This window comes from Vibrio sp. SCSIO 43140, from assembly GCF_023716585.1.
Classification (GTDB): Bacteria; Pseudomonadota; Gammaproteobacteria; order Enterobacterales; family Vibrionaceae; genus Vibrio; species Vibrio maritimus_B.
This window is the reverse complement of the sequence record NZ_CP071850.1, coordinates 2,738,386-2,751,639: the sequence shown is the minus strand read 5'-3', so window position 1 is coordinate 2,751,639 and position 13,254 is coordinate 2,738,386. Positions and strand designations below refer to the sequence as shown.

General features: G+C 47.4%; 11 protein-coding genes and 1 tRNA gene. 1 reads left to right on the top strand and 11 read right to left on the bottom strand.

All coding sequences use genetic code 11. From position 1 onward, the window contains the following. Positions 1 to 200: 200 nt before the first annotated feature. From J4N45_RS13230 to J4N45_RS13220, 3 genes are all read right to left on the bottom strand, one after another. A tRNA-Ser gene (locus J4N45_RS13230) sits at positions 201 to 288 on the bottom strand. Between the two features lie 145 nt (positions 289 to 433). After that, positions 434 to 883, bottom strand: a complete 450-nt coding sequence (locus J4N45_RS13225; protein ID WP_128650480.1) for an L-alanine exporter AlaE — start codon at positions 881 to 883, stop codon at positions 434 to 436. A gap of 401 nt (positions 884 to 1,284) precedes the next feature. Further along, a complete protein-coding gene (locus tag J4N45_RS13220; RefSeq protein WP_252011760.1) occupies positions 1,285 to 3,492 on the bottom strand; it encodes a hybrid sensor histidine kinase/response regulator in 2,208 nt (735 codons plus the stop codon). Positions 3,493 to 3,606: 114 nt separating this feature from the next. Here J4N45_RS13220 and J4N45_RS13215 point away from each other — a divergent pair, with 114 nt between their 5' ends. Then, positions 3,607 to 4,176, top strand: coding sequence for a UPF0149 family protein (locus tag J4N45_RS13215; protein ID WP_252011758.1), 570 nt, complete (start codon positions 3,607 to 3,609; stop codon positions 4,174 to 4,176). A 138-nt stretch (positions 4,177 to 4,314) separates the two neighbouring features. Here J4N45_RS13215 and J4N45_RS13210 read toward each other — a convergent pair whose 3' ends face one another. The 8 genes from J4N45_RS13210 to tolA all read right to left on the bottom strand — a co-directional run bounded on the left by J4N45_RS13210 (position 4,315) and on the right by tolA (position 13,254). Then, positions 4,315 to 5,307 (bottom strand): hypothetical protein, encoded by a 993-nt coding sequence (locus J4N45_RS13210; protein ID WP_252011756.1) that lies wholly within the window; start codon positions 5,305 to 5,307, stop codon positions 4,315 to 4,317. A 93-nt stretch (positions 5,308 to 5,400) separates the two neighbouring features. After that, positions 5,401 to 6,699 (bottom strand): BamA/TamA family outer membrane protein, encoded by a 1,299-nt coding sequence (locus J4N45_RS13205; protein ID WP_252011754.1) that lies wholly within the window; start codon positions 6,697 to 6,699, stop codon positions 5,401 to 5,403. 167 nt (positions 6,700 to 6,866) lie between these two features. After that, positions 6,867 to 7,856, bottom strand: coding sequence for a potassium channel family protein (locus J4N45_RS13200; protein ID WP_503056902.1), 990 nt, complete (start codon positions 7,854 to 7,856; stop codon positions 6,867 to 6,869). Positions 7,857 to 8,006: 150 nt separating this feature from the next. Further along, positions 8,007 to 9,068, bottom strand: coding sequence for a quinolinate synthase NadA (gene nadA / locus J4N45_RS13195; protein WP_252011750.1), 1,062 nt, complete (start codon positions 9,066 to 9,068; stop codon positions 8,007 to 8,009). 373 nt (positions 9,069 to 9,441) lie between these two features. Continuing rightward, positions 9,442 to 10,224, bottom strand: coding sequence for a tol-pal system protein YbgF (gene ybgF, locus J4N45_RS13190; protein ID WP_234495598.1), 783 nt, complete (start codon positions 10,222 to 10,224; stop codon positions 9,442 to 9,444). 85 nt (positions 10,225 to 10,309) lie between these two features. After that, on the bottom strand, positions 10,310 to 10,834 hold the full coding sequence (gene pal / locus J4N45_RS13185; RefSeq protein WP_042472015.1) for a peptidoglycan-associated lipoprotein Pal: 525 nt from the start codon (positions 10,832 to 10,834) through the stop codon (positions 10,310 to 10,312). Between the two features lie 31 nt (positions 10,835 to 10,865). Beyond that, positions 10,866 to 12,194, bottom strand: coding sequence for a Tol-Pal system beta propeller repeat protein TolB (tolB, locus tag J4N45_RS13180; RefSeq protein WP_394151779.1), 1,329 nt, complete (start codon positions 12,192 to 12,194; stop codon positions 10,866 to 10,868). Positions 12,195 to 12,228: 34 nt separating this feature from the next. Next, entirely contained in the window at positions 12,229 to 13,254 is a 1,026-nt protein-coding gene (gene tolA, locus J4N45_RS13175; protein ID WP_252011745.1) for a cell envelope integrity protein TolA, read from the bottom strand.

Here is a 13,254-nt window from a genome sequence, read left to right as displayed (position 1 = left end):
CAATGACGATACAAAAAGTATACTGTTTGAACTTGTTTCTTGTCTCAAAAGTGTATGGCATGCCGGCAAAATGATTTAACTATACATTTTGCTATACATCAAATGCGTGGATGTTATTGAAGATTCAGGACGTCGTTGGATGATAACCAACTGATTTGGATACAAAAAAAGACGTCCAAGGACGTCTTTCTTCAAGAATGTGGCGGTGAGTGAGAGATTCGAACTCTCGATACGTTGCCGTATACACACTTTCCAGGCGTGCTCCTTCAGCCACTCGGACAACTCACCGTATTTTGATTTGGTTAGCGCTGTTGGCTAACGGGGTGGTAATTTAATGATTCCGCCCCGCTTGGTCAACCCTAAAAGGGAAAAAAGGTGCGCTTTTTTAATTGTTTGCTTACTTTGTGATTAATTCGATCAAATGATCGGCAAATCATGCGCTTTGGTAGTAACCAGGTACGCGGAACCAGCGGCGACAAAGGTCTAGGAAGTAGCCGTATAATACGCCCATGCCACAAGACACGACTGCGTTACTCGACACTGCGGTAATGATTTGGTCTGTTGATGCGCCAACCGTAAACAAGATCGCTGCGTAGACGGGTGACTGGAATGCTACGTAAGCCACTAGGTCAGCGAACGCTTTCATAGGGCCAGACGTTGATACTTTCGCACCTTGGCGAAGCGCCCAGTCGCGGAATACTCCGTATGGCCATGCGATGGCGATGTTCACAGGGATAGACAACAAACGTGATGCCAATGACTGTTCGAAGGTCATGCCTGAGACAAGCACTTCAATCAACATACCAGACACAAAACAGAACACGACCATTGCAAAGGTGTCAGCAGCCGCGTTACGAATACAGAAAGGAGCTTTCGGTTTCACTTACAATCTCACAGGACAATAAACTAACATTAAATCGAATATCGACTCATATGACTGGATATATCTAACCATCCAGATTAGGGCGCTATTAGACCACCTTATTAGCAGTTTTACATTCCGTATTTTAAGCCAGGAAGTAAATTAATCACCAGTTTTGGGATTCAAAGTAGTGAAACTCGCTATTTGTTGTAGTTTTATTACAAACATAACCCTAAAACCCTTAAAGTCAGCGGGTTATCGGTTCAAAATTGTAGGTTTGCTACACGTAAATTGAAGTCGTCGGAAGAGAAGCTGGGTGAGAATAGAAGTTAGAGTGTTGATTAGCGCATAGTGCTCGCTTTGTAGCACTATGCTTCGGTGTAAGGGCGTTGATTTAGAGGCGCTAACGTAAGGTTAAAGCGTTAACTGCCAATTGAGGTGACGTTGCTGCGTTTGCCGTCAGTAAACTGGAACAGCTTATTGGCAAACTGGTAGAGGGCATCGTCCAAGATGCGTTCGTCGATAGGTTTACCGACGATGAAATCGGCACCCGCGCCCATCATGCGTTCGCGAGTCTCTTTAAAGACATCTGCGGTACAACCAAAGATGAGGGTGTCTTTTTCTCTGCCAGGCATGTTCCGGATACCGGCGATCGCCTCTACCCCATCCATCACTGGCATATGGTTATCCATGAGGATGAGATCATAGCTTTGCGTAGCTACCGCTTTGAGCGCCTCTTCACCATTAACCACCGAGTATGTGATAAAGCCTTTGCGCTTCATAAAGGTGTCGATGATGATGGTGTTGGTGCGGTTATCTTCAACAATAAGTGCTTTCAGACCTCGATAATCGAGCTTACGCTCAATATGAACATCAAGCTGTTTTGGTTCGCAGCTTTCGAGCTTCACGGTAACTTCGAACTCAGAACCAATGCCTTCTTGGCTGTTGAGTTTGATATCTCCGCCCATTACAGACGCGATCTCTTTAACGATAGCAAGGCCTAGCCCAGTTCCCCCAAAGCGACGTGTGGTGCTCGACTCGGCTTGCTCGAATGGCTTGAAGATACGTGCTTGTGCTTCTGGTGAGATGCCGATACCCGTGTCTCTCACACGGATAGTCAGTATATTAGAGCTATGTCTGACTTCTTCAGACAGGAATACCTCAATGGTGCCTTGCGAGGTAAACTTCACGGCGTTATTAAGAAGGTTAAAGAGAATCTGACGCAGACGCGCCTTATCACCCATATACCAGCGCTCATCGTCCACCTCTGAGTAGACGCTAAACTTAAGGCCTTTCTCGTTACATAGGGTGTGATACACACTGTGCATACTGCCTATGATGGAGTTTAGCGGGAATGGGTGGCTATCGAGCTCGATATGCCCTTGCTCAATCTTCGAGTAGTCGAGGATCTCATTAAGCAGCGACATCATGTGGTCGCCTGAATCGTAAAGGGTTTTTAGATGCTTTCTCTGTTCAACAGACAGATCGGTTTTTAATAAGATCTGAGCGGTACCCAGTACTCCATTCATTGGTGTTCGGATCTCGTGAGAGAGCGTTGCTAAGAACGCAGTTTTGGCCTTGGTTGACGCTTGCGCCTTCATCCGTTCTTGGTCGAGGTAGACGGTTTTCTGGTTGAAACTGTCTATGAGGTAGCGAATCTCATCGGGACTTTTGTAGTTAATATCGATGCTGCCGCTGTGACGCGAGTCATCCACTTCTTTGGCAATGACGGCGATAGGCTTAATCAGGTATTGGTTGATGAGGTAATAGCCAAACATCAAACACAGTATCATCACCGGGACGATGGCATATTCAACGCCCATTACGATATCAAATACCTCATCTGCCACAAGCCTTCTGGCATTAACCACCTCTAGACTCCAGTTGAAGTCACCGAAGTTTAGCTGACTGATATAGATATCGCGTTCGACGCGAAAGTTGTGCTCGGTAATGACTTGGTTGTTGGCATCACGAACAATCACACCAAGATCGTGCTCGCGCGCTTTGCCTTTTACGAAGCTGATCAGGTTCTCTAGGGACAAGTCGACAGTGGCAACACCGGCAAATTTGCTATCGAGATAATAAGGCGCTGAGGCTGTGATCATCTGAACATGGGTATAGGGATCCACATACACTTCTGACCATGTAATGGTATTGGTTGGCTTATCTTTTACCGAGGTATACCAAGGCTCAACGTGATAACCCGCAGCTTCTGGATTGTTCCAGAGATCGATCTTGTCGACCTCTCCATCCGCGGTTCGGTTATAAAACAGGCTCGAGAGCTTCTCGTTGGGATCGATGGAGTACGGCTCTGGCCAAATGCCGCCACTAACGGCAATGCCATCGTTGAGCTTAAATACCTGACGAAGTGCTTGGTCGAGGGCGTTGCGATCTTCGATAGACTCGCCCATAGCGACAATACTTTTTAGAACGCCTAAAGAGCTATGCAGAGGAGAAGAGATTTCAGCGGCGAGGAACTCACTTCGGATATCGAGGTTTTGCTCAAGCTTGGCGCGGACAGGCGATTCCACAACCCAATAGGTAATACTACCAAAGATGGCAATAAACAAGGCCAAGTAAACGGCCAGAGCGATGATGCTTTTCTTTTTCAGCGACTCTTTAATAACCATAGCGTGCGAAGTGTGTCCTTTTCTTCGTGTGGAACAAGACCATGCTAGGTAATTATGGTCTAGCTTGTTACTATACCCAAGTAATTCTCAATTCAGCCCTAACGGTAAAGCATTTTGGAACTAAAAGACATACTTTCCCTTCCTGAGCTAGAAGGAAAACTGCTAAATAACGCGCAGACTCAAGGCTTTGTGACTTCTATGGCATCTGCCCCGCACACTTTGCCACCTGAAGAATGGCTACCGTTTTTATGGGGTGGAGAAGTAGTTGCGCCGTTTACTTCAGGCGAGCAATTAGAGAGCTACGCTCAAGCGGTCATTACTCTTTGGAATGAATACCGTCCAGCTCTTCTTGATGGCGAATGGCAATGGCCTGAAGGCTGTGGTCTGGATGAAGAAGAGATCGTGACTCAAGAGACCAAAGATTTCTGTGAGGGTGTGCTTCAAGGCTGGCAACTTGCTCGTGATGACTGGGAAACTCTAATGCCGGAGAACAGCGAAGATAACGCGCTGCTTGGCGGTGTGCTTCTTTCTTTGAGCATGTTGTTCGATCCAGAAACATCTATCGCGACACTGCAAGCGCAAGGTATCGAAGGTCTAGAGCAGTTTAATGAGATTTTCGCCGCTGTCCCTATGATGCTTTGCGGTATCACTCAAAAAGGCGCGGTATTGGCGGAGCAGCAATAAGCTCATCGTTAGATACAGCCCCAAATAGTAAGGGCCCCTACCATGATTGGCAGGGGCCCTTTTTTCGCCAACGTTGTTGTTATTCTTTTAGAAGCGCTAAATCATTCGCTACTAGCAATAAAGTTAAAAACGATAAAGTTAGAAACGATAACCCATGGACACGATAAGCTGATTCCAGTTTAGGAAGCTATACTCCGCCATGAGGTTCCATTCTTTTTGGTAACCAAAGTCATACACTGCAGCAAGCGACATGTTGGAGGTGTGCTTACTTTTTAAATCTACATCAAACTGTAACTCATTTGCGAGCACACCGAGGTCTGACAAGCTACCCGTAATGTTCTGTTCAATACTCTGATACTGATAACCCACCAACAACGCAAGCTTGCCATATGGCACGTCATAACGTTGACCCACGCGCACCGCGGCAATCTTAGTTAAGATGGTGCTATCGGTTGTCGTTGTCCACGAGTTAGTTACGGCACCTGCAACGGTCAAGATGACTGGGTTAATGCCCTTTGCTACATCAAACTGGGTTGCCAATACTGAGCCCAAACCTAAGTTGTACGCTTCATACTCTAAGTTAAGCGGCAACGTCGCTGGGATAGGAAACGCAGTGTCACCCATTTTCGCGTTCGACAGATCCGCCAAAATCTCTTTACTGCCCTTAGTATAGCCAGCCAATCCATAAACGTTTAAGAAAGGGAACACCCATGCATCTAGGCGCAATTGGATACTTTTATCTTGACCAGTAATACGAACATCTTCTGCCGGAATACTGTATTGCTGACTGCAATCCATACCTGGAGTACGCTTGCACTGGCTTAACGGGCTATGCCCGAGTCCACCTAGCACACCACCCACGGCGTTCACATGAAAATCGTCGGTCGCGACGTATTCCACATCTTGGGTATTCATATAGATCCCAAAACCCACCGGAATAGGCAGCTCATAGCCCATCTCTCTAACTTGCTCCCCCCAAATTGGCAAGCCGCTCCAGTGCGCTTGATTCTTTTGGCGCTCTACTTGCTGGATTAATTCACTGTCCGTGCCGTAATCAGTTCCTGCTGCATAAACCGAACTCCATACCATTTGAAGCGGTAGTAATACCCAAAGACTAATAACCTTTCTCAAACCTAGTTACCTATTTGTTTGTGATGAGTGGTGGATGTGTGTAAGTGGTCTCCTTAGCGAGACCACTTAAAATGATTGGCGCGTTTACAAAGATTAAAACGCTTCAGTGAAGTTGAAATAGAACGCTGCGCCGTGCCTTCCCATACCTAGGTCAAGACGGATGTTCATTCTTGGTTGCAGCTCATACCGATAGCCGACACCATAAGAAAGAATCGCATGACCCGAGAGATCTTCAACCGAGTCACCAATCGAACCAACGCCTGCCCAAGCCGTCATACCATGGTTCGATAGAACACCTGAGTCTCGACGGAAAGTATGTCGGTACTCAGCGGTGACCTCAGCAGCAACCTTGTCTCGATACTGACCTTGGTAGTAGCCACGCATAGAGTTTGCGCCGCCTATCTCTGGCATATCGTAGTAAGGAATATCACCAAACGCTTGTTGGTAGTGCGCTAACACTGCAAGTACTCGACCTTCCACAAAGCTGTGAAATTTACGGTACTCCACATCCAGCTTCTGATATTCAGCCTGACTGCCGAGCGCCTCGCTAAACGCGAGTACTTCTGTACGAAACAGAGAACCACTCCAGGCGTTGACGGCAACATCGCGGCTATCGTATTGAATGCTACCACCAATACCCCACGTAAATGGTTTGTCTTTGAACTTATTGAAGTTCTCGTCTAGTAACGCTGAGTCTGGCTCGCTCGTTGGGCTAAAGTAATTCACCTTAAGCGCAGGTCCCGCAAACCAGTTACCAGCGATTCGATAGATCAAGTTACCCTGGTAATTGTTTACTGTTGCTTCGTACTGGGTGACATCGCCAAACTCAAAATCTTGAGCAGCGTCGTAGCCGATACCCCAATAGTGTTTACCTTGTGAGCCTGCAGTCCAGTTGCCCTTGAATTGGATATCGTTGTTGTTCCAATACAAGTCGTGATTTGCACGCACGCCATAGCCCACTTCGGAATCCACGTAGTTACCAATGACAAACGCAGAGACACTAGAGCGCTGCAACTCGGACTGTGAGCGATCGGTTTTAAAAGAATACAAACCACCAACCGCTACCAGTAAGCCTTGCTCTGGTGTGTATGCAGGTCCGCCCAAAAAGCTGAACATCGGTAGTCCATTGATCTCTTGGTAGTACTTTTTCGCATAGCGAAGATCGTCAATCGCTTTTTGATCACGGGTTTCTTGATCTTTGAGCGTATCAATGGCGACCTCGTATTCTTCGAGGCGAGCATTGGCTTGCTCTAGATCGCTCTCATACTGCATCGCTTCCTTAGTGATAGGAAGAGAAGAGTGTGAGGTTGACACTGATGTATTGGCAGCAAACACCACTGAACTTGAAAAGATCGCAGTGACAATGGAAACCGACAACAGACTAACGCGCATGGCATGATTACCTTAAAAAATGAATGAACGTTCATTCACAATTGCTATAAAACGCGCGCATAATATACAGGATGAGCATCCGTATCAATAAATATTTTTAAGTGTAACGATAATTTTCATTGATGAGGCGAATGATGCTCCAGTACAAAAAGCTCGAGCTCCCTACTTTATGCCTCTTTCCAACGAAACGTATCAATGCGCTCGTCTGCGATATAGAAAAGCTTAGCACCTGGTTTAAGCTCTAAATCAAGTTCTGGGTTGAGCACAATGCCCTCACCCACGTCGACAGCAATCAAGGTCGCTTGGTAATCAGCCTTCATCCACTGGAACAGAGCATTCACTGTTGTGGTTTTAGAACTGGTTGGATAGATAACGGAATACTGAGTCATTCCACGTGTGGAACTGAGTAGCTCTTGATGCAGCGCACTGGAGCCGGGATCGACCGCGGCTTTTGCGAGCATCTCAGCGCCTACCGCTGGAATACACTCAGAGTTAGGACAATGTTGATGCAGTAAATCGCTTAGCGCCTCGTCCTTAAAGTAAACCAGCAAATGGGCGTCTGGATTACGATTCGCGCAGTAGAGTGCTGCCGATAGGGTAATATCGTCTTCGGGGTTATCAATAAGGATGCAGCTAGCGGACTCGATGTTGGTCTTCTCCATCTCGCGACCATCGGTGTAGCTATTGACCTTCACGAACGAAATCTCTCCCGGCAGCGGGTTCTCAATGTCTGAGCGGCTGCAAAGAACGATGGGACGTCTGCCAGTCTCTTCGTGTTGAAGCATACGAATAAGGTGAATGGTTCGTTGTCCATTCCAACCCAACATCAAAATATGGTTTTCCACTCTTACTTTCCTTTTTCCGAGTTGACCGGCGCGCCAAGAATCTAGACCTAATGCGGCTACTCGCCCTAAAAGGGCAGCAAACAACATCAAACCACCAGGTATTACAAAGAGAATCGCGACCCATCGCCCTGCTTCTGTCGAGGGAGAAAGATCGCCGTAGCCGACCGTCGATGCGGTCACCACGATGAAGTAGATGAACTGTGAGATAGGCAAAGTGAGGTCTGCTTCACCACTTAACCAGAGCAGAGCCCAAGAGATCACGGCATAGAGCAGCAACGCTATCATCAGCGTTCGAAACTTGAGCTCAAACAAATGACTGTGAAGCCACTTTCGAAGTTGAATCCAGATAACCACGACTGTCCTTATGCCTGTTGTTTTCTGTATTAATCATATACGAAAAAACCAGCCCTAAGGCTGGTTTTGTGTGTTCTACGCTAGATTATTTATCAATCAATCAGCGATTTACGCGTTACCCTTTACTTTGATTTGCAGTTGCTCTGCAAAATCTAGCATGCGGTTGAGCGGAATCAGTGACTTCACGCGTAGCGCTTCGTCAACGAAGATCTCATGCTCTTCGCCGCCATCTTTCAGCGCTTTCTCAATCGCTTTAAGACCGTTCATTGCCATCCAAGGGCAGTGAGCACAGCTGCGGCACGTTGCGCCGTTACCCGCTGTTGGCGCTTCAATCAGCTCTTTCTCAGGAACCAACTGCTGCATCTTAAAGAAGATACCTTTGTCGGTTGCTACGATAAGCTGTTTGTTTGGTAGCTCTTTTGCTGCCTTGATAAGCTGGCTGGTAGAGCCTACGGCGTCTGCCAGTTCAACCACGCTAGCTGGTGATTCTGGGTGCACCAAAATCGCTGCATCTGGGTAAACAGACTTCATATCGCGCAATGCTTTCGAGGAGAACTCGTCGTGTACGATACACTCGCCTTGCCACAGCAACATGTCTGCGCCGGTTTGGTTAGCGATGTACGAACCTAGGTGACGATCCGGTCCCCAAATGATTGGTTTGTCTTCCGCGTCTAGGTGTTCAACGATCTCAAGGGCGATGCTTGACGTTACGACCCAATCTGCACGCGCTTTTACCGCAGCAGACGTATTAGCGTAAACCACCACAGTGTGATCTGGGTGTGCGTCGCAAAACTCAGAGAACTTGTCTGCTGGACAGCCAAGGTCAAGTGAACACTCAGCTTCTAACGTTGGCATTAGAATGCGCTTTTCAGGCGTTAGAATTTTTGCCGATTCGCCCATGAAGCGAACGCCAGCAATGATCAATGTTGATGCGTCGTGGCGATTACCAAATTTCGCCATCTCTAGCGAGTCACCCACAAATCCGCCCGTCTCTTCAGCAAGAGCTTGGATCTCTGGATCAGTGTAATAGTGCGCAATCAGAACCGCGTCTTTTTCTTCTAATAGCGATTTGATACTTGCAATGTATTGCTGCTTCTCGTCATTCGTTAACGGAACAGGCTTAGGGGGAAACGGATATACCGTATCAATTGAGTCTAAGATGTGGCTCATAGCGGTTGCTCTATGCTACTTCCAAATAGTCCGAGCATTGTACACTCATCTGACATTGAGAACAAAGGCACTGCCAACTTAATCGACCAAAGTTGAATAGAAAGTGGGCTAAAGGGGCGAAGGAGTTGATAGTTTGCCCCGCGGAGCGGAATTTTGGGGTTTTATAGGGTTAGTGTTGGTGCGCGTTGGGGGTAGATTCCTGCCTGCGCAGGAATGACGATCTTCTTGGGAGTTGTATGTGTTGATAGCGTGCTTTAAGCGATCATTGAATCTAAAAAGGATCGTCACCCCACTAGCCGCGCGCCTGCCCACGCAGGGGCTTCTCAAAGCGCGTTGGGAACTTAAGGACTCACCTACTCCCAACGCCACTTCCTTACAAATTAGACTGCGCAACCTTAGCAGAAGAGCTACCAGGATACTCGCTGATCACTTGCTCATAATACTGCTTCGCAACATCCGCTTTATTGCCGCGTTTCGCCAAGTCACCCAGCTTAACTAGCGCATCTGCTCGCTTGTTTGAATCTTTAAATTCTAGCACCGCTTTAAAGCTCTTCTCTGCTTCAGCGTCTTGACGCTTGGCGAAGTAAAGCTGACCTAGCCAGTAGTGGCTGTTCGGTGTGAAGGTAGACTCTGGGAAGTCGACTTGGAACTGTTTAAAGGCTGCGATGGCGCCTTGGTAGTCACGCTTTTTAAGGATAAGGTCAACGGCGTTTTGATACGCAGTTTGCTCATCGACGTTAGTGGTGAACTTACCGTCTGTTTTGCCGCCTTCTTTAGCGACAGGAACTGCAACGGCGGCAGCACCCGATTGAGAGCGAAGTTTATCGATCTCAATAAAGAGTTCGCGTTGACGCTGAAGCATTTGCTCCATGTCATAAGTATTGCGTTCTAGCTGACCACGTAATGTCGCGATTTCTTGCGTCATTTCATCGAGTTGTTGCTGCATTTGCAGTTGCACTCGGTTGCGGTTTTGCAATAGGCGCTCTAGGCGCTGAACGTCAGTTTCATTAGCAGCAGATGCCGCTGTAATGGAGGCAGCGGTTGCCGAAGAAGATGTTGCACTCAAGTCGGTAACCGGAGCTTGTGCAGCAAGTGCAGCACTTGCCGTTCCGGCTAGTAACGTAAGCGTAACAACGCGCTTAATGTTACTTTTCATAAAGGTAGGGTCCTTAACTGCCGAGCCCTAAAACGACAATGTTGCAGCGCGAACGCTGCAACATTTCAATCTTGGGCAGATTGGATTAGTAAACTAGTACTGCGCGACGGTTTTTCGCGTACGCGTCTTCAGATTGACCTAGTACTAGTGGCTTCTCTTCACCGTAGCTTACGATAGAGATTTGGTCTGCTTGTACACCAAGAGCTTGGATGTACTTAGCAACAGCGTTAGCACGACGCTCGCCTAGTGCGATGTTGTACTCAGGCGTACCGCGCTCATCAGCGTGACCTTCGATAGTTACTTTTAGAGACACGTCTTTGCTTAGGTAAGCTGCGTGTGCTGCAAGCATGTCTTCGTAGTCACCAGCGATAGTAGAGTTATCAAATGCAAAGTAAATCGTTTGGTTTTCACGAAGTGCTTTTTCTTTTAGCTCTTGCTCAGATAGCTGTGCATTCTCATCAATTGGTGTAGCAACTGTTGTTTCTTGTTGCGCTTGGTTGTTAGTCTCTGCACCTGTAGATGACGCAGCGTCGTCGCTTGAGCTACATGCCGTCATTGCAAGAACTGGCAGTGCGATTAGCAACCCCTTAAAAACTTTGTTTAATTGCATTGTTATTTCCTTAACCTAAAAAATTTAATTGCTATAAAAACGGTGACCAAGCCGGTGCTCTAACGCGACCGTTTGTTGCCGGTAATCTAGCTTTAAATCGCCCATCGATGGATACCATAGAAAGGACGTTAGTTTTGTTATAAATGGAACTGTATATCACCATGCCACCATTCGGTGCGATGCTTGGTGATTCATCGAGCAGCGTTTTCGTGAGGATCTGTACCGAGCCAGTTTCTAGATCTTGCTTAGCAAGATTAAAACCCGAGTTAGAACGATTAACCATCACTAGGTAGCGACCATCAGGGGTGATCTGCCCACCGAGGTTTTGGCTACCTTGCCACGTGATTCGTTTAGTTTTACCGTCAGACAAATTTACTTCATAAATCTGAGGGTTACCACCCCTATCCGACGTAAAAATAAGGGAATTGCCGTCTGGTTTCCAGTACGGTTCCGTATTATTTGATCGACCACTTGTAATTTGACGCAGTTTTCTGGTTTCCAGATTTAGCGTATATACATGCAGTTGCCCAGTCTTCGACAAAGTGATTGCGAGAGACTTCCCATCAGGAGAGAATCTTGGCGCACCATTGTGACGAGGGAATGACGTTACCTTTTCACGTTTACCTGTGTAGATATTCATGATGAAGATTTCAGCCTGGCCATTTTGGAAGCTTACATAAGCGAGCTTCTTACCATCTGGTGACCATGCTGGTGACATAAGCGGCTGTTTTGAACGAAGTACTAGCTTTTCGTTGTAGCCGTCATAGTCAGCGATACGCATCTGATACGGGAACTCATCGTTGTCTTTTACAACGACATAAGCGATACGCGTCAAGAACGCGCCACGCTCACCCGTTAGTTCTTCATAAACTAAGTCTGAAATACGGTGCGCGTATTCACGCATGCGTGGACCAGGGACGGTTGCTTTCTTCTTAAACAGAACATGGTCGTTCGATAGAACAAGTTGACCATCGTCGCTCAGTGCTTTTGATTTGCCGCCCGTCAACTGACCACGTACCACATCAACCAACTGGTAGCTGATTTCGTAGTTGCCTTCAGCGGTTTTAACGATGCTACCGGTGAGCAGTGAATCCACGCCTATTGATGTCCAAGCTTCGAAGTTAATCGCTGATGCATCATAAGGTGTTTGTGGCATTTTACTGGTCGCTACAGGGCTAAACTTACCGCTGCGCTGTAAGTCTGATGAGATCACTGCCGATACATCGTGTGGCAGTTTGCCCTCACCTTCCCATTTGAAAGGAACGATAGCGATTGGACGAGCCGAATCGATACCATCGGTAATCACAAGTTCTAATGCAGCGTTAGCCGTTTGAGCAAGCATGCTCATCACCAACGCCATTCCTAGGAATATTCGCTTAATCACAGGTGTTTCCTTATAACTGTGGCTTATACGTCAAGTTAATGTTCTTTAGCTGAGCATTAACTTCAGGAAATTCTGAAAGAGGAAATGAACGAACCTGTGATATCGCACTCTTGGTAGCGTTACACAGTCTCGAATCACCCTCGATTACTTTCACTGCCCCTGCAATGGCGCCATCGCCAGCAGGGATCAGCTGTAGATTGACTCGGCACTCTTTACCGCGAAAGCTCGAATCAGTGAGGATGTGCTGCTGAATCAGCTGCTTATATATCTCACCCATTTTCGCAAGCTCAATATCTACCTGGCTCGAACGCGCCGCAGAGTTGTTCTGCGCTTCGCTTTCTAGTCCTGAAAAGATATCGTTAAGTGCCGCCTCTTGTTCTTTACGTTCACGCTCAATACGTTCAAGACGCTCTTGCTCTTGGCGTGCTTTCTCTGCCGCTTCTGCCGCTGCTTTCTCTTTGGCGATGCGCTCTTGTTCTGCACGCTCAGCTGCTTCTCTTTCGCGCTGCGCTTTTTCTTGTGCTTCTTTAATTGCTCGCTCTTTCTCTAAGCGCTCTTGCTCTGCTTTGGCGATAGCCGCTTCCTGAGCAACACGTTTTTGCTCAGCAATACGGATGGCTTCTTCTTTCGCTTTACGCTCCGCTTCTGCCTTCTCTGCACGCTCTTTTTCAACCTTGCGGCGCTGCTCCGCTTCACGTGCGGCTTGAGCATCTTTCGCTTGCTGCTCTTTCAGCTTACGAATACGCTCTTCTTCTGCTTTGCGGTTTTTCTCAAGCTGCTCGCTTTCACGACGAAGCTTGTCGAGACGGTCTTGCTCTTTCTTAGCAGCGGTTTCTCGCTGCTTACGAATTTCCGCCGCTTGCTGACGGACCTTCGCAGGATCAATCACAACGGCTTGCACCATGCCAGTAGGCTCTGATTTCGTCATATTAAAATCAGTGCCCCACAGCAGAGCGACGATCAAGAGTGCGTGAGCAAACAAAGAGATCGCAATCGGCTTTCCGTAGCTGTTTCTGTTGTTCTTATTGCTTTTCAT